Below are 26,415 nucleotides of genomic sequence, written 5' to 3' on the forward strand. Positions count from 1 at the left end.
TTCACGCGGCTGTTGGTAGGTGTCGACCTTGGTCGACACATCTGTCAGATATCGATACATCAAATGGAGTCAGATCCGTTTTCCGCAGGAAAACGGATCTGACCCCAAGAGACGTTCCGACAGATCGCAGGAAACTGTCGAAGGCGGGGTGGGGCCGGTTGAGGGGGCGTGAGCCGCATGGATGCGGCGACCGAGCTTACATGGATGTACTTGCAGCGCCCCCCTCAACCGGACCCACCCCGCCATCCCAAGGAATGCCCGCTGTTGCTGTTGCTTCGGCCGTTGCTGTGGCTTCTGCGGGTGCCGGGCAAAGCCCGGCCGAACTACAATCCCGCTCATGCTGAAATTCTCGAATACCTCCCGCCGGGGGCGCCGATGAGCGGCCGTGGCGGCAATGACGGCCAGGTCCGCATCATCGGCGGGCGCTGGCGCAATACCCGCCTGCCGGTGCCGACCCTGCCGGGGCTGCGGCCCAGCAGCGACCGCGTGCGCGAGACCCTGTTCAACTGGCTGATGCCCAGGCTCGGTGGGGCCCGCGTGCTGGACCTGTTCGCCGGCAGTGGCGCACTGGGCCTGGAGGCGGTCTCGCGCGGTGCCGCACACGCCACCCTGGTCGAACGCGACGCGCAGCTGGGACGCAATCTGACCGCTGCCGTGACCAAGCTGCAGGCCAGCGACCAGATCAGCGTCGTGCAGGCCGATGCCCTGCGCTGGCTGCAGGGCGCGCCGGCGCAGCAGGCCGATCTGGTCTTCATCGACCCGCCGTTCGCCGACGGCCTGTGGCAGGACGTGCTGGCCCAGCTCCCGCGGCATCTGGCCGCCGATGCCTGGCTGTACCTGGAATCGCCGGCCGGCCACGTGCCGGTGCTGCCGCCGGACTGGCTGCTGCACCGCGAGGGTGGCACCCGCGAGGTGCGCTTTGCCCTGTACCGCCGCGCCACTGCTACACTTTGATCTCATCTGAACATCTGCAACCGCCCATGACCGTGGCCAATCGCCGCATCGCCGTTTACCCCGGCACGTTCGACCCCATCACCAACGGTCATATCGACCTGGTGAGCCGGGCCGCGCCGCTGTTCGAAAAGGTCGTGGTCGGCGTGGCGCAGAGCCCGTCCAAGGGCCCGGCGCTGCCGCTGGAGCAGCGCGTGCAGCTGGCGCGTGGCGCGCTGGCCCACCACAGCAACGTCGAGGTCATCGGCTTCGATACCCTGCTGGCGCATTTCGTACGTTCGGTCCAGGGCGGGGTGCTGCTGCGCGGCCTGCGCGCGGTGTCCGACTTCGAGTACGAGTTCCAGATGGCCAGCATGAACCGGCACCTGATCCCCGAGGTCGAGACCCTGTTCCTGACCCCGGCCGAGCAGCACAGCTTCATTTCGTCCTCGCTGGTCCGCGAGATCGCGCGCCTGGGCGGCGACGTGTCCGGCTTCGTGCCGGCCGCGGTGCTCGAAGCCCTGCGCAAGGTCCGCGAAGCGAAGTCGGCACAGTCGTAAGCCCCGCTGTACCCGCACCCCATTACGTACAACACCACGCACCATTCCGGGAGGAAACCCATGAACACCACCATGCGCGCGATGCTGATCGCTTCGTTGGCCCTGGCCTTCACCGCCTGCAAGAAGGAAGAGGCCGCTCCGGTCGACGAGGCCAAGCAGGCCCTGGTCGCTCCGTCCAAGGACGACGATGCAGGCTGGAAGAAGTACCTGCAGGAAGTGGCGATCCAGAACATGGGCAACATCACCAACAGCCCGTTCCTGTACTACCTCTCGCCGGAATCGGACCCGGACTTCCAGGCCAAGTACGAGCGCCAGACCGAGAGCGCGACCCAGGCCGTGGCCCGTGGCGTGCAGCCGGGCAACATGCTGGCCTTCGGTTCGTCGGCCTCGGGCAAGATGGCTGACATGATCCAGGCCGTGTTCAAGGACGTGTCGCCGGATTCGATGAAGGGCGTGCGCGTCGTCTTCATCGGCCAGTCGGCCGACAACGCCCGCGTACAGGCTGCGATCCAGCCGACCGGTGCCGAGTACATTTTCGTCGAAGCCAAGTAATACCGAGCCATGGCGGCCATGCTCCGGCATGGCCCGGGCGGCGTCCTGCAAGGGCGCCGCTGATGACCTGACCGGCCCGCGCGCCCGCGCTGGCCGGTCCTTTGTCCCAGGGCGCGGGCGAGGAGTATCGCCGTGTCGCTGAAAATCAACGAGCTCTGCGTCAACTGCGACGTATGCGAGCCGGCCTGCCCGAACCAGGCCATTGCGATGGGTGAAACCATCTACGTGATCGACCCTGCGCGCTGCACCGAATGCGTGGGTCATTTCGACGAGCCACAGTGCGTGGTCGTCTGCCCGGTCGAGTGCATCGACCCGGACCCGGAGATCGTGGAAACGGAAGACCAGCTGCTGGCCAAGCTGCGCCAGCTGCAGCACGATCACCCCGAACTCTACGCGGAGCCCCCATCCGAATGAAGACGCTGATCGTCCGCCCCCTGTTGCTGCTCGGCCTGCTGCTGAGCCCGATTGCCTGGGCCGACAGCCCGGCCCGTGCCGAGCGCCCCGATGGCGCGGCCATTGCCAGCGGCCATGCGCTGGCCACCCAGGCGGGCATCGACATCCTGGCGCAGGGCGGCAACGCCTTCGATGCCGCGGTGGCGGTATCGTCCACGCTGGCGGTGGTCGAGCCGATCAGTTCCGGCCTGGGCGGTGGTGGCTTCTTCCTGCTGCACGATGCGGCCACCGGCAAGGATGTGATGCTGGATGCGCGCGAGACCGCGCCGGCTGCAGCAACCCCGCAGGCCTTCCTCGACAAGCAGGGCAACCTCGACCGTGATCGTTCGGTCAACGGTGCCTGGTCGGCCGGTATTCCTGGTCTGCCCGCAGCGCTGGTCGAGCTGTCGGCCAAGCACGGCAAGCTGCCATTGGCGACCTCGCTGCAGCCGGCCATCCGCATCGCGCGCGAAGGCTTCCCGGTGTACGACCGCATGGCCAAGGGCTATGCCTCGCGCCGTGAAGTGATGGAGCGCTATCCCGGAACGCGCGAGGTCTACCTGCGCAACGGCAAGCCGATCGCCAGCGGTGACCTGTTCAAGCAGCCGGAGCTGGCACAGACGCTGGAGCGCCTGGCCGCAGGTGGCTTCGATGGCTTCTACAAGGGCCAGACCGGAACGCTGTTGCTGGCCGGTGTGAAGCAGGCCGGCGGCAAGTGGACCGCTGAAGAGCTGGCCGGTTACCGCGTGAAGCAGCGCGAGCCGATCGTGTTCAACTACAACGGCTGGAAGATCACCACCGCGCCGCCGCCGTCGTCCGGTGGCATCGCGCTGGCCAGCATGCTGCAGATCCTGGAAGGCTGGGATATCAAGAAGATGGACCCGGCGCACCGCACCCACCTGGTGGTGGAGTCGATGCGTCGCGCCTACCGTGACCGCACCTTCTTCCTCGGCGATCCGGACTTCGTGCAGATCCCGCAGAAGGTGCTGACCAGCAAGGACTACGCACAGGGCCTGCGGGCGACCATCCATCCGGAGAAGGCCACGCCCAGCGACCTGCTGTCGGGCAACCCGACGCCGCTGGAAGACGACGAGACCACGCACTTCTCGATCATCGACCGCGACGGCAACCGCGTCGGCGCCACCCAGACCGTCAACCTGCTGTACGGCTCGGGGCTGATTCCCAAGGGCACCGGCGTGCTGCTGAACAACGAGATGGACGACTTCGCGCTGAAGCCGGGCACGCCCAATGCGTTCGGCGTGATGGGCTATGAAGCCAATGCGCCGAAGCCGGGCAAGCGCATGCTCAGCTCGATGACGCCGACCTTCATGGAGAACGCCGACAAGGTGGTGGTGCTGGGCACCCCGGGTGGCAGCCGCATCATCACCATGGTGCTGCTGGGCATCCTCGGCTACGACGACGGCCTGGATGCGCAGCAGGTTGCCGCACTGCCGCGCTACCACCACCAGTGGCTGCCGGACCTGATCGAAGCCGAGGACGATGCGTTCGACGCGGCGACGGTGAAGCAGCTGCAGGCGATGGGCCACAAGATCGACCTGCCGGGCAATGTCGCCGCGGGTGGCCGCGGTTCCAGCCACGTGTGGGGCAACCTGCAGACCGTGGAATGGGACCGCAGGGCCAACAAGCTGTTCGGCGGCAGCGACCCGCGCAATCCGGTCGGCAGTGCCCAGGTGGTGCCGGCACACTGATCCGGTGGTGCCGGCTGCGGGCCGGCAATCCGGCTGATTATCGAAACCCCGCCTTTGCCGGCGGGGTTTTCTGTTTCCCTTCTAGCGATTATTTAACGAGCCGGCGCCGATAATCGACACATGAAACTCTGGTCTATTCGTGGAAACTCGCAGCGCCTCGATGGCGGCGCGATGTTCGGCAACGCGCCGCGCGCGTTGTGGGAAAAATGGGCGGCACCGGACGAGCTCAATCGCATCGAGCTGGCCTGCCGTGCGCTGCTTGCCAGCCCGCTGGAAGGCAAGACGGTGCTGTTTGAAACCGGTATCGGGGCGTTCTTCGATCCGCGCATGCGCGAACGCTACGGTGTGCAGGAAAGCCAGCACGTGCTGATCGATTCGCTGCGCGAAGCCGGCTTCGAGCACGAGGATATCGACGTGGTGGTGCTCAGCCACCTGCATTTCGATCATGCCGGTGGCCTGCTGGCGGCATGGAGCGAAGGACGCGAGCCCGAGCTGCTGTTCCCCAACGCAACCTATGTGGTCGGTGCGCAGCATTGGCAGCGCGCCGTGCAGCCACACCCGCGCGATCGCGCCAGCTTCATTCCGGAACTGCCGGGCCTGCTGCAGGCCAGTGGCCGGCTGGAAGTGGTGGACGGGGAGTACTCGAAGGCGCTCGGCCGCAGCGTGCGCTTCAGTTACAGCGACGGGCATACACCGGGGCTGATGTTGGCCGAGATCGTCGGTCACGCGCATGCAGGCGAAAGTGCGCATGGTGGCGTGGTGTTCTGTGCCGACCTGATCCCGGGCCGCTCATGGGTACACGTGCCGATCACCATGGGCTATGACCGCAATGCCGAGCTGCTGATCGACGAGAAGCGGCAGTTCCTGGAAGACAAGCTGGCGCGCAACGTGCGGCTGTTCTTCACCCACGACCCGCAGGTGGCATTGGCGCAGCTTGGCAGGGATGACAAGGGGCGTTTCGTGACCCTGCACGAGCAGGGTGAGCTGAAGGCACGCGCCCTGGGGTAATGGCATGGCCGGGCAATGCCCGGCCTTTCACTGATGTCCGTGGATCCACGCCATGCGTGGATGGCGTTTCATCCGGATGCGACCATTACGACGCCTTCAGGCAGCTGCTCATGAAGGTCTTGCGCGCATCACCGGCCAGCTTTTTGGCGCCCGCGTCAGCGTTGCACTTGCGCATGCGTTCCTGCTGCGTATTGACCGGCTTGGCGTCGGCGGCGTGGCCGCTGAGGCAGGAACTCTGTGCAGTCTTGTAGGCATCGCCCTTCAGCCCCTTGTTCTTGGCCGAGCAGTCGGCCATGCGCTGCTGCTGCGGAGTGGTGGCATTGGCAGCCAGGGGCAGGCCGACCAGCAGGACGGCGGCCAGCAGGAAAGAGGCTTTCATCGGGAGCTCCAAGGGTGGCGGGTGCGCGGAGCATTCGCTTCCCGGCGCCAAGAGCACGTGAAGAATCGCAACGCGGCCGCGATGGCCTGCGCTGTTGGGGTCAGATCCCTTTCGTGGCGAAAGGGCTCTGACCCCGGTTCTTCGGATCAGCCGACGCGGGTACCGAAGATGCGGTCACCGGCATCGCCCAGGCCCGGCAGGATGTAGCCCTTGTCGTTGAGCTGGGCATCAATGGCCGCGGTGTAGATCTCCACGTCCGGGTGCACGGCCTTGACCGCTTCGATGCCTTCCGGCGCGGCCACCAGGAAGATGCCCTTGATGCGGCGGGCACCGGCCCGCTTGAGCATGTCGATGGTGGCGATCAGGGTGCCGCCGGTGGCCAGCATCGGGTCCAGGATCAGCGCGTCGCGCTCTTCCAGGCGGCCGGTGAGACGCTCGAAGTAGGGCACCGGCTGCAGGGTTTCCTCATCGCGCTGCAGGCCGACCACGCTGACACGGGCCGCCGGGATCAGCGACAGCACGCCGCTGAGCATGCCCAGGCCGGCGCGCAGGATCGGCACCACGGTGATCTTGGCGCCCGCAATGCGCTGCACGGTGACCGGGCCGGCCCAGCCGGGCAGGGTGTGCGGCTCGGTCTCCAGGTCAGCGGTGGCCTCGTAGGCCAGCAGCGTGCCCAGCTCGTTGGCCAGTTCGCGGAAATCCTTGGTGCTGAGCGCAGCGTTGCGCATCAGGCCGATCTTGTGCTGCACCAGCGGGTGGCGCACTTCGACGATCTTCATGGTCGGGAAGGGGAAAAGGAGAGAGGGCGCCATTTTGCCGGATCGGCGGGCCGAACCCAAACCGGGCCGTGGCCCTGGTACGCGAAATGTGCAGGCGCATGTCACGGCCATGCAACCTTGCGGACATACCGTGCAGACCCATTCTTAACAGGAATGGGGATTCCCAGTGCATATCAAGACTCCGTTGGCCGTTGCCATCACCCTGACCCTGGCGATGGGGGCCGCAGCCCCGCTGCAGGCGGCCGGGCAGCAGGCGGTAGCCGCCACCGGCGCCGTGGCGTCCGACGCGGTCGACCTGGACCGCATCGAAGTGCGCGCCCAGCTCGAATCACAGATCCGCGCGGTTGACCTCAAGCGCAGCAGTGATGCGATCGAAGACGCCGTGTCCTCCGATGCACTGGGTCAGTACCCGGACAAGAACGTGGCCGAGTCGCTGCAGCGCCTGCCGGGCATCAGCGTGACCCGCGACCAGGGCGAGGGGCGCTTCGTGGTCATCCGCGGCCTGGACGCCAACCTCAACAGCGTCAGCGTGGATGGCATCGCCATCGGTACGCCGGAAGATTCCAGCCGTGCCGCACCGCTGGATGTGATTCCGTCCGATTCCACCGAGCGCCTGCGCGTGGTCAAGTCGCCGACCCCGGACATGCCGGGTGATGCCATCGGTGGCGCCGTGCTCGTGGAGTCGGCCTCGGCCTTCGACCGCAACGGTCGCAGCCTGCGTGGCAAGATCGAAGGCAGCCACCAGCAGTTGTCCGGTGAGACCAGCCCCAAGGCTGCCTTCAACTACAGCGAAGTGTTCAACGACACCTTCGGCGTGGCGCTGGGCGTGAACTACCAGAAGCGCAGGTTCGAGTCGGACAACACCGAAGTGGAGTATGACAGCGAGGACGATGCCGTCCCCGGCGATGTCACCGCGATCAACCTGCAGCACCGCAAGTACGAGATCGAGCGCAAGCGCATCGGTGCCAACCTCAACCTCGACTGGCGCCCGAATGAAGACAGCAAGTACTACCTGCGCACGCTGTACAGCCAGTTCGACGATGCGGAGACCCGCCAGCGCGTGATCTTCAACTTCGACGACGCGAAGATGGTCAAGACCGGCACCGACCAGTACCGCCTGGATGGAATGCCGAAAGATTCCATCGACAAGCGCATGCGCTACCGCACCAAGAAGGAGAACACCTTCGCGGCCAGTCTCGGTGGCGAGAACAAGCTGACCAACGCCGTGGTCGATTACCGGATCGGCTACACCCGTACCGAAGAGCGCGTGAACGACGAGATGGAGGCGCGCTTCAAGCTCAACGGCAAGGCCTTCAACGGCACCCTGGACCAAAGCAGCCGCCTGCCCAGCTACAGTTTCGACAACCCGCAGTGGCTGGACAACAGCAACTACGCGTTCGACCGCTTCGTGCTCTCACCCAAGCAGGTGAACGACAAGGAGCACAGCGCGCAGGTCAACGTGCGCTTCGACGGCGACAGCAGCAGCATCAAGTTCGGCCTGCTGGGTCGCTGGCGCGACCGTGACGTGAATGTGGACGAGCGCGAACTGCGTGTCGGCCCGAAGGTGGCGCTGTCGAGCTGGAGCACCTCCTCGCCGGAGCACCGCCACGGCAACCTCGGTGACGGCATGGATTCGGCCGCGATGCGTGCCTTCTGGGCGGCCAATGGCGGCCAGTACAGCGCCCGTCCCCAGGATGCCGGTGGCAACGCGATGACATCGCTGGAAGAGGACTACGTGGCCAGCGAAGACATCTTCGCCAGCTACGCCATGGGTACCTGGGATGTGGGCGCGCTGCGCATCATCGGCGGTGTGCGCGTGGAAAACACCCAGTTCAAGGCGATCGGCAACCAGGTGGACGTGGCCGCCAACGGGCGCAGCTTCACCGTCACCCCGCGGGTGGCCAACAGCAGCTACACCAACGTGCTGCCGGGCCTGCACCTGCGCTACGACGCGGCCGATGACTGGGTACTGCGCGCCTCGGCCAACAAGACCGTATCGCGTCCTTCCTTCGGCGATGTCTCGCCACGCGTGGGCTACAGCCGCGGCGACGAGGAAGTGCGCCTGGGTAATCCGGAACTGGATCCGTACGAGTCGAAGAACATCGACCTGTCGGTGGAGAAGTACATCGGCAGCACCGGTATCGTTTCACTTGGCCTGTTCCACAAGTCGATCGATGGCTACATCGTGCAAATGGTGCGGACCAATGATCCCGCTTATGGCGGCTTCGACGTGACCCAGCCGATCAATGGCCGCAAGGCCACCGTGCGCGGTGCGGAATTCAACTGGCAGCAGCAGCTGGCCTTCCTGCCGGACGGCCTGGATGGCCTGCTGGTCGGTGCCAGTGGCACCTGGCTGGATACCAAGTTCGATGCCGGCATCAAGGACCGTGCAGGCGAGGACTTCACACTGCCGCGCGCCTCCAAGCATGTCTACAGCGCACACATCGGCTATGAAAAGTACGGTGTGAGTACACGCCTGGCGGCGGTATACCGCAGCGAGTACCTGGACAGCATCGGCAAGGGCCGGGCGTTCGACATCTACGTTGCACCGAACACCCAGCTCGATTTCTCGCTGGACTACAAGTTCACCCCGCGGGTGAGCATGTATTTCGAAGCACAGAACCTGCTGGACAAGCCGCTTGAGCTGTACCAGGGCACGCGCTCGCGCACCCTGCAGATGGAAGAATACGGTCGTACCTACGCGCTCGGCCTGAAGGTGGCACTGTGATGGGGCGTGGCATCACCGTCCTGGCGGTCGCGCTCGCGGTAGCATTGGCTGCCGGCTGCACGCCGGCCACCGGCAATGACCCTGCCTCGGCCGCGACGACAGCGAAGGCCAACGGCGAACGGGCGGTGACCACCATCGCCGAGGCCTTCCTTTCGCCGATGACCCCGGCCGACAACATTGATTCGCCGGCGGCCTGGCGTGCCCCGGACGGCGCGCTGTGGCTGATCGCCACCGCCAAGGCCACCGACAAGCTGGTGGCCTACGACGGCAGCACCGGCCAGCACCTGCGTGACGTCGGCAGCAGCGGCACCGCACCGGAGCAGTTCGACCGCCCAAACGGCATCGCGGTGACCGACGATCTGCTGTGGATCGTGGAGCGCGACAATCACCGCGTGCAGGTGCTGAGCCTGCCGGACTTCGCGCCGCTGGCGACGTTCGCTGCGGACGACCTGCGCAAGCCGTATGGGCTGTGGGTCGACCGCCGTGCCGATGGCTACAGCGTCTACGTCACCGATTCCTGGGACAACGGCGAGGATGCGCAGGGGCGTGACATCCTGCCGCCGCTGGCCGAGCTGGACAAGCGCGTACGCCAGTACCACGTGACCCGCGACGGTGCGAAGGTCGAGGCGAAGCTGGTGGCCAGCATCGGTGACACCAGCGAAGCCGGTGCGCTGCGCGTGGTCGAGTCGATCTGGGGCGATCCGGAGAATGATCGCCTGCTGATCGCCGAAGAGGATGAGAGCTACGCCAGCGAGTTCAAGGTCTACACCCTGGCCGGACGCTTCACCGGCACCACGTTCGGTCGCGACGTGTTCAAGGCGCAGGCTGAAGGTGTGACCCTGCGTACCTGCGGCAAGGACGGCTGGTGGATCACCACCGAACAGGGCAAGCAGCGCAGCGTGTTCCATCTGTTCGACCGGCACACGCTGAAGCCGGTGGGCGCGTTCCAGGGCAATACCGTGGCCAACACCGACGGCATCTGGATGATGCAGCAACCCAGTGCGCGCTTCCCGCACGGTGCACTATATGCAGTGCATGACGACCAGGGCGTGGTGGCGTTCGACTGGGAGAGCATCGCCAAGCAGTTGGCATTGCCGCTGGAGTGTGGCGCATGAGCCGGCAGTGCGTGATGCGCACGCTGGCGTTGGGCCTGCTGCTGGCACTGCCGTCGCTGTCGTTCGCAGCGGCCGAACCCAACACCCAGGTGCCAGCAGGCAGCCGCCACTACGCAGCGACGCCGGTGCCGGATCGCATCGTCGCCTCGCCGGCGGTCGATCCCAGCCACGGTTTCGCCGTGGCCTGGCGTACTGACGGCAGCGTGCAGGCACCGCTGCTCGAGATCGCTCTCGCCGGGGATTCGCCGGCCATCGAGGGCATCCGCCAGGTGCGCGCAACGACCCGCGCGCTGCAGACCGAGAACGGGCTGTCGCATCATCATCGCGCGGACATCAGCGGCCTGCATCCGGATACCCAGTACGTCTACCGCGTGCAGGGCAACGGCAGTTGGAGCGCCTGGAACCAGTTGCGCACGCTGGCCGCGGCCGATCGGCCGCTGACCCTGCTGTACTTCGGTGATACCCAGAACAAGAACGTCAGCCATGTCAGCCGTGTAGTGCGCGCCGCGCAGAAGGCCGCACCGCAGGCACGCATGAGCCTGTTCGCCGGTGACCTGGTCAGCGGCGGCGACAACATGGATGACAGCGAATGGGGCGAGTGGTTTGCTGCCACCGGCTGGCTGGCGCAGGAAACGCTGTTGGCCCCGGCGATCGGCAACCACGAGTACTTCGAGGAATTCGAGGATACCCCGCAGGAGCGGCGCGTGCTGGGCAAGCATTGGCCGGTCACCTTCGCGCTGCCGGGCAACGGCGCCACCGCCGCGCAGCAGACCAGCTACTGGTTCGATGCGCAGGGTGTACGCGTGGCGGTGGTCGATGGCACCTCGGCACTCGACCTCGGCACCGCCAAGGCACAGGCGCAGTGGCTGGACAAGGTGCTGGCCGGCAACCGGCAGCCGTGGACCATTGTGCTGCTGCACCAGCCGTTCTACTCACCCCGCGAAGGCCGCGAGAACGCTGCGCTGCGTGACGTGCTGTTGCCGGTGGTACGCCGCCACAACGTCGACCTGGTGCTGCAGGGCCACGATCACACCTATGGCCGTCGTGGCGAGGGGCAGGCTGCGACGCCGCAGTACGTGGTGACCGTGGCCGGGCCGAAGCAGTACCGCCTTTCCGACGAAGCCCGCAGGACGATGGATCCGGTGGCCGAGGACACCCAGTTGTTCCAGGTGTTGAACATCGACCCGCAGCACCTACGCTATGAAGCACGCACGGTGACCGGCCGTCTCTACGATGCCTTCGAACTGCGCCGTGATGCCAAGGGTGGCAAGCAGCGCACGGAGCTGACCGAAGGTCGCATCAGGCCACGCGACTGCCCGCGTGCACAGACCGCCAAGGGTCGTGCCGACCGCTGCTGGGAGTGAGAAGACGCATATGACCACGCCCCGGCGCATCCTTCCGCTCGCCGCCATCGGTGCCGCCCTGCTGTTGCTGGCCAGTGCGGTGACCGCTGCCGATACCGTACTGCATCCGTTCCTGGTGGCCCAGCCGAAGCAGGCCCCACAGGAGGTGAATCTGGCGGTGGAGATTCCGGCCGGCAGCTTCACCAAGTACGAGATCAAGGAAGACGGCCTGGTCCATGTGGACCGCTTCCAGTCGATGCCGGTCGCCTATCCGGCCAACTACGGCTCGATGCCGCGCACCCTGGCCGGCGACAACGATCCGCTGGACGCGCTGGTGCTGACCCGTGAACCGCTGCATCCGGGCGTGATCGTGCGCTTCCGGCCGATCGGCTATCTGAAGATGATCGATGGCGGCGAGCACGACGAGAAGATCATCGGCGTGCCCACCGACAAGGTCGACCCGACCTACGCCAGCATCCGCGACCTGAAGGATCTGCCGGAGGTCGAGCGCCAGCGCATCGAGGCGTTCTTCCGGGTCTACAAGGACCTGCCGGCGGGACGCAACCCGGTGCAGCTCAATGGCTGGGGCAACGCCGCCGAGGCGCGGGTACTGATCAGCGAAGCGATGAAGCGCTTCGAAAAGTAGATCCACGCCATGCGTGGATTCAGTTCAGCAACGTCTCGATGAACGACTCGGCCTGCAGGTGGTCGCCCAGTACCCGGGCCACCGCCTGTACGGCTGCCTCCTGGTGTTCAGGACGGATGCCACCATCGTCTTCGTCGTTGTAGAGGTCATCGCCTGCATCGAGGTACACCGTGCCTGCAGCAGCCAGAGCCGCCATCAAGGTCGGCACATCGGTAGTGACCTCGCCGGCATCCAGCAGGCCCGCACCGTGGTGACTGAACAGCACACGGCCGTCATCCAGGTCGAGGATGAACGGATCGGCGCCGCGATCGGCGATCACCAGCCAGTTCGATGGCCAGTTGTCGATCGGCTCCCCGCTGATGCCATGCCAGCGATAACCGGCTTGGTGACTCCACACACGCCGCAGCGGCGGTATCCAGACATCGAGGCCCGGAATGGTGATGCCGGAGTTGCCCACCTTCGCATTGATCTCATGACCCAGCGGTCCCACCTGCGCGTAGAAGCGCGCCAGCAACGGTGGGAGCGGGAACGGTCCCTGCCAGTCACCTTCGTACTGGGCCCGCAGCAGCCCGAAGCGGGCGAATGAGGCGTGCAATTCATCCATGGCGGGGTCCAACGAGGAGCGGCCCAGCAGCCTAGCAGACGGCGTCTGCGTGCAACGCCTTCACCGCCGCTGGCTATCATGTCCGCCTTCAACAACGAAGGCGGTGTCTGTGTCGGTAGCGTTGGTATGGTTCCGCCGTGATCTGCGGCTGCAGGACAATCCGGCCCTGCAGGCCGCGCTGGATGCCGGTCACGACGTGGTGCCGATCTACATCCATGCGCCCCACGAAGAGGGTGAGTGGGTGCCGGGCGCCGCCTCCGATGCGTGGCGCCACCGTTCGCTGGCCGCGTTGGATGCGGACCTGCTCACGCGGGGTTCCTCGCTGGTGCTGCGCAGCGGTGACAGCCTGTCGGCCCTGCAGTTGCTGATCGAGCAGACCGGCGCCGAGGCGGTGTACTGGAACCGCAAGTACGAACCGGCCACCCAGCCACGCGACGCCACCATCAAGCGCACGCTGCGCGAGCAGGGCATCGACGCACAGAGCTGCAATGGCGGCCTGCTGTTCGAGCCGTGGGACATCGCCACCCAGCAGGGCCAGCCCTACAAGGTATTCACGCCATACTGGCGCAACGTACTCAGCCACTGGCGCCTGCCCGCACTGCAGGCTGCACCGAAGGCACTGGCGACGCACGCGGTCGACAGCCTGGCATTGGATGATCTCCAGTTGGCACCGACGCTGGACTGGGATACCGGCTTCTGGGAGCACTGGCAGCCGGGTGAAGCCGGTGCGCTGGAAGCGCTGTCCGTGTTCGAGGACGGTGCGCTGCGCGGCTACCGCGAGCAGCGTGACCTGCCAGATCGCGTGGGCACCTCGCGGATGTCGCCGCACCTGCATTTCGGCGAGATCGCACCGTGGCGCATTGCCCATGCGCTGGAAGTGCTGCGCAGTGCCGGCACCGACGCCGACATCGACGGCTACCTTCGCCAACTGGGCTGGCGTGACTTCGCCTACCACCTGCTGCATCACTTCCCGAAGACGCCGACCGACAACCTCAACCCGCGCTTTGACCGTTTCCCGTGGGCCACACCGAGTGCCGCGCAGCTGCACGACTGGCAGCGCGGCAACACCGGCGTGCCGATCGTCGATGCAGGCCTGCGCGAGCTGTGGCACACCGGTTACATGCACAACCGGGTGCGGATGATCGTGGCCAGCTATCTGTGCAAGCACCTGCGCGCGCACTGGCTGCATGGCGCGCGCTGGTTCTGGGACACCCTGGTCGATGCCGACCTGGCCAACAACACGATGGGCTGGCAGTGGGTGGCCGGGACCGGTGCCGATGCCGCACCTTACTTCCGCTTGTTCAACCCCGTGACCCAGGCCGAGAAGTTCGACCCCCAGGCCCGCTACATCAGCCGCTGGGTGCCCGAACTGGGGGCGCTGCCGGTGAAAGCGCGCTTCGCGCCGTGGCAGCATCCGTTGCTGCTGGCGGCACATGCCCCGGGCTATCCGCGCACGCCGCTGGTGGATCTGGCGGTTGGCCGCGATGCCGCGCTGGCTGCCTACCGGCAGTCGGGAGCGGGGTAAAGTGCGGGCTGAGCGATCCGGTCAGTTAGCTGAACGCGGCCCTGTCGACGTGCCCGATCATCATTCCGGCATCGCATCGGGCTGTTTATTCTCTTTGCGCCCGCAGGCCGCCGGCCGACCGGAAACCAAGGAGAACCTCATGATCCGCAATACCACCCGCAACGTCGCACTGGCCCTGATGAGTGCGGCCGTCCTGTCGGCCTGCGCCACCGGCGGCTCCTACGTACAGAGTGACCAGTACGGCAACCCGACCGAGCAGCAGAACCGCACCGGCCGCAACGCGCTGATCGGCACCGCCATCGGCGTAGCCGCCGGCCTGCTGACCGGTGACAGCGCCACGGAGCGTCGTCAGCATGCGCTGATCGGCGCCGGTATCGGCGCGCTCAGCGGCGCCGCGGTAGGCCAGTACCAGGATCGCCAGGAACGCGCACTGCGCGAGCGCACTGCCAACACCGGCATTGATGTGCAGCGGCAGGGCGACAACATCATGCTGAACCTGCCGGACGGCATCACCTTCGACTTCGGCAAGGCGACCCTGAAGCCGCAGTTCTACGGCTCGCTCAATGGCGTGGCAGGCACCCTGCGTGACTACAACCAAACCATGATCGAAGTGGTCGGCCATACCGACAGCATCGGCAGTGACGCGGTCAACAACCGCCTGTCGAAGGAACGTGCCGACTCGGTCGCGCAGTACCTGATCGGCCAGGGCGTGCAGAGCGTGCGCATCGAAACCCTGGGCGCCGGCAAGTCGTACCCGATTGCCGACAACAGCACCGATGCCGGCCGCGCCAAGAACCGCCGCGTCGAGATCCGCGTGATTCCGCTCAAGCAATAACGCTACGCGTTATTGCTTGAGCCGGTCCGGCTATTGGCCGGAACGAAAATGCCGCCCTTGCAGGCGGCATTTTCTGTAGGTGCCGAGCTTGCTCGGCACACCGATAGCGCTCCCGGTCGCGGCTTCTCCAAACGGCGCCGACCAAGGTCGGCATCTACCGGAAGTCAGGTAGCCGGAACGAAAATGCCGCCCTTGCAGGCGGCATTTTTGTGGGTGCCGAGCGTTGCTCGGCACGCCGATAGCGCTTCCGGTTGCGGCTTTTTCGAACGGCGCCGACGAAGGTCGGCATCTATCGGAAGCCAGGTAGCCGGAACGAAAATGCCGCCCTTGCAGGCGGCATTATCTGTAGGTGCCGAGCTTGCTCGGCACACCGACAGCGTTCCCGGTCGCGGCTTCTCCGAACGGCGCCGACCAAGGTCGGCGCCGTTCCAAAAGCGAAGTCGAGCATGGCTCGACTCTACAAAACCCGGTTACGCCGCCGAAGCGGCCACCTTCTCCAGAATCCGCTTGCCGCTGCTTTCCAGCGCCGCGTCTTCCTTTTCCTTCTGCTGCTGCGCCAGCTTCGCGCCCGGGCACTGCGCCAGCATGTAATTGGCGTCGAAGTTGAGCTTCTCGACCAGGAAGTCGACGAATGCACGCACCTTCGGCGAGACCAGGCGGCCACCGGCGAACACGGCGTTGAAGTCCACTTCCGGCCCGGTCCAGCCAGCCAGCACGCGGCGCACCATGCCCGACTCGACGAACGGCTTGGCCATCACATCGCCGGTCAGCAGCAGGCCTTCGCCGCACACCAATGCACCATTCAACGCAGACATGTCGTTGGCGGTCATCAGCGGGGTGACCGGGAAGTCACGCAGCTCGCCGCCGTTCTCGCCCAGCTGCCAGGTGAAGCGCGGCGAGTTGCCGGTGTGGTACGGCTTGCGCATCGCCAGGATGCGATGGAACTGCAGCTCTTCCGGGTGCAGCGGCTCACCATAGCGTTCGATGTAGGCCGGGCTGGCGAACACCTGCGTGCGCAGGCTGCCCAGCTTGCGTGCCACCAGGTTGGAATCGGGCAGGGCACCCACGCGCAGGGCCAGGTCCGCCTCACCTGCAATCAGGTCCAGCTTCTCGTTGCCCATGTGCATGTCCAGCCGGATCTCCGGGTACTGCGCATGGAACTGGCCCAGCAGCGGTGCAATCCAGGTGATGCCGATCGAGTAGGGCACGGTGAAGCGCAGCCAGCCGCGCGGACCGGACTGCAGCTGGCTCACCGCGCTCTCGGCTTCTTCCAGCTCGCGCGCGATGCGCTGGCAATGTTCGTGGTAGATCGAACCCGCTTCGGTCAGGCCGAGGCGGCGGGTGGTCCGGTGCAGCAGGCGCGCACCGAGGCGCGTTTCCAGCTCCTGCACTTTGCGGCTGACCGTGGTCTTGGGCAGGCCGAGCGATTTGGCAGCGGCAATGAAACTACCTTGCTCGACCACTTTGACGAAGATCAGCGTCTCGTTGAGATCGTGGGACATGGTCTGGGATCCTGGACGTCGGGGATGGGACAATCGTGACAGAACGATTGGACCGGGAGCGGGATGATTATTCCCCTTAATCAGGACTAATCAAGTAAAGGTTTGAGGTCTATCGTGGCGCCATTCGTTATTTGGAGCCCGTCCGCCATGAGCCTGCGCAACATTCTTGCCCGTCTCCGGAACGCCGGCCAGAGCACCCTGGACCTGGCAATGACCGTTGAAGTCCGCCCGAGTTCCTTGGTACACAAGGACTTCCGTGAGTTTACCGCGCCGATGCGTCAGCAGCGTGGCGGTGCCATCCGCCTGGCCCCGCACAAGGGCGACCGACTGCGTCGAATCGGGACTATCCCGGATTTGGGAGGAAATGTCCCGTGAATGGGATGCTGACGCCCGAAGTCCTGGTCCTCGGCGGCACCGGTGCCGTCGGCCAGGGCGTGGTTGGCGCACTGCTGGAAGCCGGCAGCCCGGTGCTGGTGGTCGGTCGCGACCCGGGCCGGCTGGCGGCGCTGCATGAGCAGTTCGCCGATGAGCCGGGCCTGGAGACGCTGCTGGGTTCGCTCAGCGATGACGGCTCGGCGCGCGCACTGGCCGAACGCATCGCGCATCGCCCGCGTCCGCTGGCGGCAGTGATCGCCGCAATGGGCGGCCCTTACCGTCGCGGCCGGGTGACTGACCGCAACGGCGATGAACTGCTGGGCGCGATGCAGGCCGATCTGATGCCGCACGTGCACGCGGTGCGTCATCTGCTGCCGCTGCTGCAGGACAACGTGCATGCGCGCCGCTACGTGATGATCGGCAGCCCGGCCAATGCCAAGCCATGGGCGGGCTACGGCGAAACCTCGATCACCACTGCGGCGCTGCGTATGTACGCGCAGGTGGTGCACCAGGAAGCCCAGGCATTGGGCGTGCGCGCGCAGATGCTGGAAGTCTGCAGCCCGGTGTGTACGCCGGCCAACGCGGCCAATGCCTGCATCGAGTGGCCCAGCTCACTGCTGGTCGGCCGTCGCGTGGTCTCCCTGCTCGACGGCTGCCGCGACAACCGCGCCATCGTCCGCTGCGACAGCAGTGATGCCGAACTGCCGCGCGGCCTGCTGCACCTGGACGTTCCTCCCCTGTGGCGCGATACCGCAGGCGTCGCTTGACCTCGACCATGGTTGAGGTCGCAGGATACGCCGCCTGTTTTTGCAACACGTTCTCATCTAGCTGTACCACCCCTCCGTACGGATGCATGCCATGACTTCCCCCAATTCCACCCCACATCGTTTCGGCCATCGCATCGCGATGGTCGGCGTGTCGATCCTCGCCGCAGCCGTGCTGGCGGCCTGCAGCGGCGGCCACGCCGAAGAAGCCGGTGCACCGCCGCCGCCGCAGGTCAGTGCTGCACCGGTGCTGGTCAAGCAGGTCAGCCAGTGGGACGAGTTCAGCGGCCGCGTCGAAGCGGTACAGAGCGTTGAACTGCGCCCGCGCGTGTCCGGCTACATCGACAAGGTCAACTACGTCGAAGGCCAGGAAGTGAAGAAGGGCGAAGTGCTCTTCACCATCGACGCGCGCAGCTACCAGGCCGAGTACGATCGCGCCGCTGCCGAACTGGCCCGCGCCCGCACCCAGGCCACGCTGGCCCGCAGTGAATCCGAGCGTGCCAAGCGCTTGTCCGAGCAGCAGGCCATTTCCACCGAGACGGCCGAGCAGCGTCGCGCTGCGGCTGACCAGTCCGGTGCCGCCGTACAGGCGGCGCAGGCTGCGCTGGATGCGGCCCGCCTCAACCTGGAGTTCACCAAGGTGCGTGCGCCGATCGACGGCCGTGCCGGCCGCGCGATGGTCACCGCCGGCAACCTGGTCACCGCCGGCGACAGCGCCAGCGTGCTGACCACGCTGGTCTCGCTGGACACCGTGTTCGTCTACTTCGATGCCGATGAAAGCACTTTCCTTCGCTATGCACAGATGGCACGCAAGGGTGAACGCCCGAGCGAGCGTGACAGCGATCTGCCGGTGAAGGTCGGCCTGTCCGGCGAAGAGGGTTACCCGCATTCGGGCAAGGTCGACTTCCTCGACAACCAGGTGGCACGCAGCACCGGCACCATCCGCGTCCGCGCGCTGCTGGACAACGCCGATCGCCAGTTCACGCCGGGCCTGTTCGCCCGCGTGCAGTTGCTCGGCAGCGGCCAGTTCCAGGCCCTGCTGATCGACGAGAAGGCTGTTCTGACCGACCAAGATCGCAAGTACGTGTACGTGGTCGACAAGGATGGCAAGGCCCAGCGCCGTGACATCCAGCTCGGCCGCACCGCCGACGGCCTGCGTATTGTCGAGCACGGCCTGGCCGCCGGCGACAAGGTGATCATCGACGGCGTGCAGAAGGTCTTCATGCCGGGCATGCCGGTGCAGGCCAAGGCCGTGGCGATGCAGCCGCAGGCTGCGCCACCGGCACCGGGCCGCGATGCCACCGCCGCGCTGAACCACTGATCCGCCGTCTCCTGATCCGCGTCCCCGCTTAGCTGCCGGCGCCAGCAGCAGCCTTCCCTGCCTTCGTCATCTCGGCGAGGGGCGGGGAGGCTGTTGCCCGCCGAACGCCTTTCCCAGGAATTCCTCCATGGACTTTTCCCGTTTCTTCATCGACAGGCCGATCTTCGCGGCGGTGCTGTCGATCGTGATCTTCGCCGCAGGCCTGATCACGATTCCAATCCTGCCGATCAGCGAGTACCCGGAAGTGGTGCCGCCGTCGGTGGTCGTGCGCACGGTGTATCCGGGCGCCAACCCCAAGGTCATTGCCGAGACCGTCGCCACGCCGCTTGAAGAGGCGATCAACGGCGTCGAAGGCATGATGTACCTGAAGTCGGTCGCCGGCTCGGACGGTGTGCTGCAGATGACCGTCACCTTCCGCCCGGGCACCGACCCGGATGCGGCGGCGGTGAAGGTGCAGAACCGCGTGGCGCAGGCGCAGGCGCGCCTGCCCGAGGACGTGCGCCGGCAGGGCGTGACCACGCAGAAGCAGTCACCGACCTTCCTGATGGTGGTGCACCTGACCTCGCCGAACGGCAAGTACGACACCCTGTACCTGCGCAACTACGCCCGTCTGCACGTCAAGGATGCGCTGGCGCGTATTCCGGGCGTGGGTGACGCGCAGATCTTCGGTGGTGGTGACTACGCCATGCGCGCCTGGCTGGACCCGGACAAGGTCGCCTCGCGCGGCCTGACCGCCAGTGACGTAGTGCGCGCCATGCGTGAGCAGAACGTGCAGGTCTCGGCCGGCCAGCTCGGCGCCGAACCGCTGCCGAACAGCCAGTTCCTGACCCTGATCAATGCCCAGGGCCGCCTGAAGACTGAAAAGGAATTCGGCGACATCGTGCTCAAGAGCGGTGTTGATGGCGAGATCGTGCGCCTGGCCGATGTGGCCCGCCTGGAACTGGGTGCCGGTGACTACACCCTGCGTTCCCAGCTGGACGGCAAGAACGCGGTGGGTATCGGTATCTTCCAGTCGCCGGGTGCCAATGCACTGGAGATCCGCGACCAGGTCATCTCGACGATGGACGAGATGCAGAAGACCATGCCGGCCGACGTGAAGTACGAAGCCGTGTATGACACCACCATCTTCGTGCGCGACTCGATCAAGGCCGTGGTCTCCACGCTGCTGGAAGCCATCGCGCTGGTGGTGCTGGTGGTGATCCTGTTCCTGCAGACCTGGCGTGCGTCGATCATTCCGCTGATCGCGGTGCCGGTGTCGGTGGTCGGTACTTTCGCCGCGCTGTACCTGCTGGGCTTCTCGATCAACACGCTGAGCCTGTTCGGCCTGGTGCTGGCGATCGGCATCGTGGTGGATGACGCGATCGTGGTGGTGGAGAACGTCGAGCGCAACATCGAGGAAGGCCTGTCGCCCACCGCCGCGGCCCACCAGGCCATGCGTGAGGTGTCCGGCCCGATCATCGCGATCGCGCTAGTGCTGTGTGCCGTGTTCGTGCCGATGGCGTTCCTGTCGGGTGTCACCGGCCAGTTCTACAAGCAGTTCGCGGTCACCATCGCCATCTCCACGGTGATCTCGGCGATCAACTCGCTGACCCTGTCGCCGGCCCTGGCCGCGCGCCTGCTGAAGGCCCATGGAGCGCCGAAGGACGGCCCGAGCCGCTTGATCGACCGCCTGTTCGGCTGGGTGTTCCGTCCGTTCAATCGCTTCTTCAAGTCCAGTTCGGAGAAGTACGAGCGTGGCGTGGCCCGCATCCTCGGCCGTCGTGGTGCGGTGTTCGTGGTCTACGCGATCCTGCTGGTCGGTACCGGTGTGATCTTCAAGCTGGTGCCGCCGGGCTTCATCCCGACCCAGGACAAGCTGTACCTGATTGCCGGTGTGAAGCTGCCGGAAGGTTCGTCGATCGCGCGTACCGATGAAATGCTGCGCAAGGTCGCCAAGATCGCCCAGGAAACCGATGGCGTGGCCCACACCATCTCGTTCCCGGGTTTGAACGCGCTGCAGTTCACCAACACGCCGAACACCGGTGTGGCGTTCATTCCGCTCAAGCCGTTCGCCGAGCGTCATGGCCGTACCGCCGCGCAGATCAACGCCGAGATCAACCAGAAGATCGCCGGCCTGCAGGAAGGCTTCGCCTTCTCGATGATGCCGCCGCCGATCCTCGGCCTGGGCAACGGCAACGGCTACCAGATGTTCATCGAGGACCGTGGCAACCTGGGTTACGGCGCGCTGCAGAATGCCGTACAGGCGATGCAGGGCACCGTTGCGCAGACGCCGGGCATGGCCTTCCCGATTTCCAGCTACCAGGCCAATGTGCCGCAGCTGGATGCCGAGGTCGACCGCGTCAAGGCCAAGGCACAGGGCGTGCAGCTCACCGAACTGTTCGACACGCTGCAGACCTACCTCGGCTCGGCCTACGTCAACGACTTCAACCAGTTCGGCCGTACCTGGCAGGTCATCGCGCAGGCGGACGGTCCGTACCGCGAAACGGTCGAGGACATCGGCAAGCTGCGTACCCGCAATGACCGCGGCGAGATGGTGCCGATCGGTTCGATGGTCACCATCAAGCAGACCTTCGGCCCGGACCCCGTGCTGCGCTTCAATGGCTATCCGGCGGCGGATCTGGCCGGTGAAGCCGACCCGCGCCTGCTGTCTTCGGCCGAGGCGATGAACAAGCTGACCGAGATCGCCGGCAAGGTGCTGCCGGTGGGCATGACCACCGAATGGACCGACCTGAGCTACCAGCAGGCAACCCAGGGCAAGGCCGCCTTCATCGTGTTCCCGGTGGCGATCATGCTGGCCTTCCTGGTGCTGGCCGCACTGTACGAGAGCTGGTCGCTGCCGCTGGCGGTGATCCTGATCGTGCCGATGACCCTGCTGTCCGCGCTGTTCGGCGTGTGGCTGACCGGTGGTGACAACAACGTGTTCGTGCAGGTCGGCCTGGTGGTGCTGATGGGCCTGGCGTGCAAGAACGCGATCCTGATCGTCGAATTTGCCAGAGAGCTGGAGATGGGCGGCAAGGGTATCGTTGAAGCTGCGCTGGAAGCCTGCCGCCTGCGCCTGCGCCCGATCGTGATGACCTCCATCGCGTTCATCGCCGGCACCGTACCGCTGGTGCTGTCGCACGGTGCAGGTGCCGAGGTGCGCTCGGTGACCGGTATCACCGTGTTCGCCGGCATGCTGGGCGTGACCCTGTTCGGCCTGTTCCTCACCCCGGTGTTCTACGTGGCCCTGCGCAAGTTCGTCACCCGCAACGGTGGTGGCCAGCTGGTGCAGCACGGCGAGCCGACCATCCACCACTGACATGGAACCCCGTCGCCGCCGGTCGCTGGCCGGCGGCGGCTTCCCCCTCACGAGGCAAGAATCCATGAACTCTCATCAGAACAAGATCGCGCTGGTCACCGGCGCCACCCGCGGCATCGGCGCCGAGACCGTGCGCCAGCTGGCCCAGGCCGGCGTGCATACGCTGCTGGCCGGCCGCAAGCGCGAGACCGCCGTAGAGCAGGCGCTGAAGCTGCAGGCCGAGGGCCTGCCGGTGGAAGCCATCCAGCTGGACGTGACCGATGCAGCCAGCATCGCCGAAGCGGTCGAGCAGGTACGCCAGCGCCATGGGCGCCTGGACATCCTGGTCAACAACGCCGGCATCATGATCGAGAACCCGGCACAGGCGCCGTCCGAACAGTCGCTGGATACCTGGAAGCGCACTTTCGACACCAACGTGTACGCGCTGGTCGCGGTGACCCAGGCCTTCCTGCCACTGGTCAGGCAGGCCAAGTCCGGGCGCATCGTCAACGTTTCGAGCATGCTCGGCTCGCAGACCCTGCACGCTGATCCGACCTCGGGCATCTACGATTTCAAGATCCCCGCGTACAACGCGTCCAAGGCGGCGGTGAACAGCTGGACGCTGGCGCTGGCGCATGAACTGCGCAGCACCCAGATCAAGGTCAACACCGTGCATCCGGGTTACGTGAAAACCGATATGAACGGCGGCCACGGCGAGATCGAGATCAGCGAAGGCGCGCGCTCCAGCGTGCAGATGGCACTGATCGGCCATGAAGGTCCGAACGGCAGCTTCACCTACCTGGGTGAGGTGCTGCCATGGTGATCCGCACGTTGGCGATGGCTGTCTCCAGCCTGGTGCTGGCTGGCTGTGTCAGCGTCGGCCCGAACTACAAGGCGCCGGTGCAGGATCCGGTGGTGCTGCAGGGTGCGCAGCAACCGGTGTTCAGCACCACCTCGCCGGTGGCCAGCTGGTGGGCGCAGTTCGATGATCCGGTGCTGGAAGAGCTGGTGCACGGCGCACTGTCGGACAACCTGGACCTGCGCGTGGCCGTGGCCCGCGTCAGCCAGGCCCGCGCGGTGTTCGTCGAAAGCCGCTTCGACCAGGCGCCGCATGTCACCGCAGGCGGCAGTTACGATCGCCGCAAGCAACCCGATCCGCAGCTGGGTGGGCAGCGGGTGTTCAGTGAAAGCTACCAGCTCGGCTTCGATGCGGGCTGGGAGCTGGATCTGTTCGGCCGCAAGCGCCGTGCTGCAGAAGCCGCCCGTGCCGACCTCGATGCCGAGCAGGCCAACCTGGCCGACGCACAGGTACTGATCGCCGCCGAAGTGGCACGCAACTACTTCGAGCTGCGCGGCACACAGAAGCGCATCGCCGTGGCCCAGCACACCCTGGTCAATCTGCGCGAGACGCAGAAGCTGACCGAGGCACGCTGGGAGCTGGGTGCCGGCAGCGAGCTGGACGTGCAGAGCAGTCGTGCCCGGCTGAAGGCGATCGAGGCCGACATTCCGCTGCTGGAAGTGGCCGAAACGCAGTCGCGCAACCGCCTGGCGGTTCTGCTGGGCCAGCGTCCGGAAACGCTGACCGCCATGCTTGCGCCGCACGAAGTGCCGGCATTCGCCAAGGCGCTGCCGCTGGGCGATACCCGCGAGCTGCTGCGCCAACGCGCCGACGTGCGCGTGGCCGAGCGTCGTCTTGCTGCCGCTACCGCGCGGGTGGGCGTGGCCACGGCGGATCTGTTCCCGCGGCTGTCGCTGTCCGGATTCGTTGGCTTCCTCGGTGGCGATGCCAGTGGCCTGGTCAATGGCAACAACAAGGCCTGGTCGCTGACGCCGTCGCTGAGCTGGGCGGCCTTCGATTTCGGCACCGTACGTGCACGCCTGCGTGCCAGCAAGGCCGAGGCCGAAGGCGTGGCAGCACAGTATGAGCAGACGGTGCTGCTGGCACTGGAAGACACCGAGAACGCGCTGACCCGCTATTCCAAGCAGCAGGCGCGGCTGGCGATCGTGGTCGAGCAGGCGCAGGCGGCTCGCCGTGCCGAGTCGCTGGCGCAGATCCGCTATCGCGAGGGCTCGGAGGACTTCCTGACCCTGCTGGATGCGCAGCGTACGCAGCTGGCAGCCGATGATGCGTTGGCCGCGGCCGAGTCCGAGGTCAACGTCAGCGTGGTGGGGGTGTACAAGGCGCTGGGTGGTTGGGGTCAATCACCGCAGCCGGCGAGTGTGGCGCAGGTGCAGTAACCGCAGGGGACGGAAGCAGTGGCTTCCGTCCCTTTCTTCTTTCAGGGCCAGCGATTGGCCGGTACCTCGCGCTCGCGCATGCGCACGATGCAGAAGCGATGGCCGGTCGGTGCTTCCATCACCCACCAGCGTTTGACGAAGCCTATCCGCCGCGCGCCGAGCTTCTCCAGGCGGTCGGCCTCGGCGTCGATGTCGTCACTCTCGATGTCCAGGTGCACCCGTGAAGGGTGATTGACGCGTTGCACCTCCACGTTCAGGCCTGCGGGCGCGCCCTGCAGGTCGGCGTACTCGGCGCCGTCTTCGGCATAGGCGGGCTGCGCCTGCAGGCCGAGCGCGGCGGACCAGAAGCGGGCGCCTTCGTCGGCGGGAATGCCCTCGCAATCGATGATGAAACCGGCCAGGCGACTCTGGTGTGCCATGCCTTTCTCCACAGTTCGGGAACGGGGGCAGGGTAGCGCGGCGTGTGCTGTGGACGTTGTCACAGTCGTGACGTTTCTGACTCTGCCGGAAGCCGTGTCCGCCGTGTAACTAGTGGGGCAGATTCCAGGGAGTACATACGATGAGTGATGACAGGCGGGATACCCAGCGCATGCTGTTTGGCGACCCGGGGCCACCCGGCGCGGGCCTTTCGGTGGCGGTCGTTGTGCTGCTGGTGCTGGCGACGATGGCCGCTGCGATCGGTTTCCTGCGACTGCCTGATCCGATGCTGGGGCTGGGCCTGATCGGCGTTGCCGTGTTCCTTGCTGTCGGCGCCCGCATCTGCCAGGCGCGCAACCAGCACCTGGCGTTGTACCGGCTGTTGTCGCGGCAGCCGCGGTAGCCACGGCTGCCGCAGAGATTCAGTGCTTCGGCCAGTCCAGCTCGACCACCAGCGGGAAGTGATCCGACGGCAGCACGCCGTCGATGCGGCGGTCATCGGTGAGGAAACTGCGGGCATGGAAGCCGCGCACCAGCACCCAGTCCAGCTGCACGGTGGCCTTGCCGGTGAAGTCGTGGAAGGTCAGGCGTGGTCCCTGCGGTGCATTCACCTGCGTGCGTGTGTCCTGCAGCAGGCGGGTGAATGCCTTGTAGGTGTCACCGCCGGGCTCGCTGTTGAAGTCACCGGTCAGGACCACCGGCAGGTCGGCAGGCAGGGCTTGCAGGCGCTTGCCGATCAGCTCGGCACCCTTCACCCGGCGCGGTTCGTCCTCGTCGCGATAGGGCAGGTGGGTATTCATGAAGTAGAAACGGCGGCCATCGTCCAGGCGCCGGAACAGGGCCCAGGTGACCATGCGCGGGTACAGGTTGCCCCAGCTGATGCTGCCGGGTACTTCGGGCGTATCGGATAACCAGAAGTTGCCGGATTCCTCGATGGCCAGCACCTTGCTGTCGTAGAACACGCCCATGTGTTCATCGCCGCTGCCACCGCGGCGGCCTTCACCGAACCAGCGGTAGCCGGGCAGATGCCCGGACAGGAAGTCGGCCTGTTCCTTCACCAGCTCCTGCGTGCCAATCACGGCCGGGTGTGCATCGAGGATGACCTTGACCATGGCATCGCGACGGTCCGGCCAGCGCTTGCCCGGTTCGGTATCGGCCGGGGTACGGACATTGAACGACATCACTTTCAGTGGCACCGGCGCAGCAGCCCAGGCGACGGCAGGCAGAGCAAGCGCCAGCAGCGCACACAGCGCAGGGCGACGGAAACGCGACAACATCGTGGAATCCCTCCATTCCATGAAAACGGTTTCATGAAGCATGCCATGGACGGTGGGGTCGGCGATATGCCGGGATGGGCGGATGGAAGATGCCGGGCG

General features: G+C 66.0%; 25 protein-coding genes. 19 read left to right on the forward strand and 6 right to left on the reverse strand.

What is annotated here, in order from left to right:
• Positions 1-375 precede the first annotated feature (375 nt).
• The 6 genes from rsmD (at position 376) to QRO95_RS05745 (ending at position 5,191) form a co-directional block, all read left to right on the forward strand.
• A complete protein-coding gene (gene rsmD / locus QRO95_RS05720; RefSeq protein WP_049423552.1) occupies positions 376-954 on the forward strand; it encodes a 16S rRNA (guanine(966)-N(2))-methyltransferase RsmD in 579 nt (192 codons plus the stop codon).
• A gap of 26 nt (positions 955-980) precedes the next feature.
• The gene (coaD, locus tag QRO95_RS05725) at positions 981-1,490 is read left to right on the forward strand and encodes a pantetheine-phosphate adenylyltransferase (protein WP_032130277.1); all 510 of its coding nucleotides are present in this window, start codon (positions 981-983) and stop codon (positions 1,488-1,490) included.
• Positions 1,491-1,550: 60 nt separating this feature from the next.
• Complete coding sequence (locus QRO95_RS05730) at positions 1,551-2,042, forward strand: hypothetical protein (protein WP_004153167.1); 492 nt, start codon at positions 1,551-1,553, stop codon at positions 2,040-2,042.
• A gap of 132 nt (positions 2,043-2,174) precedes the next feature.
• Positions 2,175-2,456: a YfhL family 4Fe-4S dicluster ferredoxin gene (locus QRO95_RS05735; protein ID WP_004153175.1), complete on the forward strand. Its 282-nt coding sequence runs from the start codon at positions 2,175-2,177 to the stop codon at positions 2,454-2,456.
• Positions 2,453-4,183: a gamma-glutamyltransferase gene (gene ggt / locus QRO95_RS05740; RefSeq protein ID WP_032130276.1), complete on the forward strand. Its 1,731-nt coding sequence runs from the start codon at positions 2,453-2,455 to the stop codon at positions 4,181-4,183. The genes QRO95_RS05735 and ggt overlap by 4 nt, the downstream gene beginning before the upstream one ends.
• Positions 4,184-4,303: 120 nt before the next feature.
• On the forward strand, positions 4,304-5,191 hold the full coding sequence (locus tag QRO95_RS05745) for an MBL fold metallo-hydrolase (RefSeq protein WP_019338337.1): 888 nt from the start codon (positions 4,304-4,306) through the stop codon (positions 5,189-5,191).
• Between the two features lie 85 nt (positions 5,192-5,276).
• Here the strand turns inward: QRO95_RS05745 and QRO95_RS05750 are convergent, their stop codons facing one another.
• Positions 5,277-5,570 carry a PsiF family protein gene (locus QRO95_RS05750; RefSeq protein WP_107432886.1) on the reverse strand — a complete coding sequence of 98 codons (294 nt, stop codon included), beginning with the start codon at positions 5,568-5,570 and terminating at the stop codon, positions 5,277-5,279.
• Between the two features lie 146 nt (positions 5,571-5,716).
• Positions 5,717-6,349 (reverse strand): uracil phosphoribosyltransferase, encoded by a 633-nt coding sequence (gene upp / locus QRO95_RS05755; RefSeq protein ID WP_004153184.1) that lies wholly within the window; start codon positions 6,347-6,349, stop codon positions 5,717-5,719.
• 214 nt (positions 6,350-6,563) lie between these two features.
• On the opposite strand from upp, the gene QRO95_RS05760 reads away from it, so the two are divergent.
• From QRO95_RS05760 to QRO95_RS05775, 4 genes are read left to right on the forward strand one after another with little or no spacing between them, the layout of a single operon-like run.
• A complete protein-coding gene (locus tag QRO95_RS05760; protein WP_404830334.1) occupies positions 6,564-9,077 on the forward strand; it encodes a TonB-dependent receptor in 2,514 nt (837 codons plus the stop codon).
• Positions 9,077-10,192: a phytase gene (locus QRO95_RS05765; protein WP_285301893.1), complete on the forward strand. Its 1,116-nt coding sequence runs from the start codon at positions 9,077-9,079 to the stop codon at positions 10,190-10,192. The genes QRO95_RS05760 and QRO95_RS05765 overlap by 1 nt, the downstream gene beginning before the upstream one ends.
• A gap of 14 nt (positions 10,193-10,206) precedes the next feature.
• Positions 10,207-11,556 (forward strand): metallophosphoesterase family protein, encoded by a 1,350-nt coding sequence (locus QRO95_RS05770; RefSeq protein WP_285301983.1) that lies wholly within the window; start codon positions 10,207-10,209, stop codon positions 11,554-11,556.
• A 10-nt stretch (positions 11,557-11,566) separates the two neighbouring features.
• Positions 11,567-12,181 carry an inorganic diphosphatase gene (locus QRO95_RS05775; RefSeq protein WP_134951207.1) on the forward strand — a complete coding sequence of 205 codons (615 nt, stop codon included), beginning with the start codon at positions 11,567-11,569 and terminating at the stop codon, positions 12,179-12,181.
• Positions 12,182-12,200: 19 nt separating this feature from the next.
• On the opposite strand, the gene QRO95_RS05780 is transcribed toward QRO95_RS05775, so the two are convergent.
• A complete protein-coding gene (locus QRO95_RS05780) occupies positions 12,201-12,785 on the reverse strand; it encodes a hypothetical protein (RefSeq protein WP_285301895.1) in 585 nt (194 codons plus the stop codon).
• Between the two features lie 109 nt (positions 12,786-12,894).
• On the opposite strand from QRO95_RS05780, the gene QRO95_RS05785 reads away from it, so the two are divergent.
• Both QRO95_RS05785 and QRO95_RS05790 read left to right on the forward strand, forming a co-directional pair.
• On the forward strand, positions 12,895-14,310 hold the full coding sequence (locus QRO95_RS05785; RefSeq protein WP_285301896.1) for a deoxyribodipyrimidine photo-lyase: 1,416 nt from the start codon (positions 12,895-12,897) through the stop codon (positions 14,308-14,310).
• Positions 14,311-14,449: 139 nt separating this feature from the next.
• The gene (locus tag QRO95_RS05790; RefSeq protein WP_008267948.1) at positions 14,450-15,145 is read left to right on the forward strand and encodes an OmpA family lipoprotein; all 696 of its coding nucleotides are present in this window, start codon (positions 14,450-14,452) and stop codon (positions 15,143-15,145) included.
• A gap of 470 nt (positions 15,146-15,615) precedes the next feature.
• Here the strand turns inward: QRO95_RS05790 and QRO95_RS05795 are convergent, their stop codons facing one another.
• On the reverse strand, positions 15,616-16,647 hold the full coding sequence (locus tag QRO95_RS05795) for a LysR family transcriptional regulator (protein ID WP_005409107.1): 1,032 nt from the start codon (positions 16,645-16,647) through the stop codon (positions 15,616-15,618).
• A gap of 147 nt (positions 16,648-16,794) precedes the next feature.
• Here QRO95_RS05795 and QRO95_RS05800 point away from each other — a divergent pair, with 147 nt between their 5' ends.
• The 6 genes from QRO95_RS05800 to QRO95_RS05825 all read left to right on the forward strand — a co-directional run bounded on the left by QRO95_RS05800 (position 16,795) and on the right by QRO95_RS05825 (position 24,622).
• Positions 16,795-17,022, forward strand: coding sequence for a hypothetical protein (locus QRO95_RS05800; RefSeq protein ID WP_032128321.1), 228 nt, complete (start codon positions 16,795-16,797; stop codon positions 17,020-17,022).
• Complete coding sequence (locus QRO95_RS05805; protein ID WP_049400332.1) at positions 17,019-17,789, forward strand: SDR family NAD(P)-dependent oxidoreductase; 771 nt, start codon at positions 17,019-17,021, stop codon at positions 17,787-17,789. Before QRO95_RS05800 ends, QRO95_RS05805 begins: the two co-directional genes overlap by 4 nt.
• A 91-nt stretch (positions 17,790-17,880) precedes the next feature.
• Positions 17,881-19,107, forward strand: coding sequence for an efflux RND transporter periplasmic adaptor subunit (locus tag QRO95_RS05810; protein WP_032128263.1), 1,227 nt, complete (start codon positions 17,881-17,883; stop codon positions 19,105-19,107).
• A 127-nt stretch (positions 19,108-19,234) separates the two neighbouring features.
• Positions 19,235-22,405 (forward strand): efflux RND transporter permease subunit, encoded by a 3,171-nt coding sequence (locus QRO95_RS05815; RefSeq protein ID WP_032128264.1) that lies wholly within the window; start codon positions 19,235-19,237, stop codon positions 22,403-22,405.
• Between the two features lie 64 nt (positions 22,406-22,469).
• Positions 22,470-23,207 (forward strand): SDR family oxidoreductase, encoded by a 738-nt coding sequence (locus QRO95_RS05820; protein WP_012510730.1) that lies wholly within the window; start codon positions 22,470-22,472, stop codon positions 23,205-23,207.
• Positions 23,201-24,622: an efflux transporter outer membrane subunit gene (locus QRO95_RS05825; protein ID WP_121503706.1), complete on the forward strand. Its 1,422-nt coding sequence runs from the start codon at positions 23,201-23,203 to the stop codon at positions 24,620-24,622. Before QRO95_RS05820 ends, QRO95_RS05825 begins: the two co-directional genes overlap by 7 nt.
• 41 nt (positions 24,623-24,663) lie before the next feature.
• Here the strand turns inward: QRO95_RS05825 and QRO95_RS05830 are convergent, their stop codons facing one another.
• Positions 24,664-25,041 carry a VOC family protein gene (locus QRO95_RS05830; RefSeq protein ID WP_154263208.1) on the reverse strand — a complete coding sequence of 126 codons (378 nt, stop codon included), beginning with the start codon at positions 25,039-25,041 and terminating at the stop codon, positions 24,664-24,666.
• A 140-nt stretch (positions 25,042-25,181) separates the two neighbouring features.
• Here QRO95_RS05830 and QRO95_RS05835 point away from each other — a divergent pair, with 140 nt between their 5' ends.
• The gene (locus QRO95_RS05835) at positions 25,182-25,442 is read left to right on the forward strand and encodes a hypothetical protein (protein ID WP_180844920.1); all 261 of its coding nucleotides are present in this window, start codon (positions 25,182-25,184) and stop codon (positions 25,440-25,442) included.
• A gap of 19 nt (positions 25,443-25,461) precedes the next feature.
• Here QRO95_RS05835 and QRO95_RS05840 read toward each other — a convergent pair whose 3' ends face one another.
• Entirely contained in the window at positions 25,462-26,316 is an 855-nt protein-coding gene (locus QRO95_RS05840; RefSeq protein ID WP_285301900.1) for an endonuclease/exonuclease/phosphatase family protein, read from the reverse strand.
• Positions 26,317-26,415: the final 99 nt, after the last annotated feature.

Source organism: Stenotrophomonas maltophilia group sp. Smal13 (assembly GCF_030236855.1).
GTDB classification, from domain to species: Bacteria; Pseudomonadota; Gammaproteobacteria; order Xanthomonadales; family Xanthomonadaceae; genus Stenotrophomonas; species Stenotrophomonas maltophilia_A.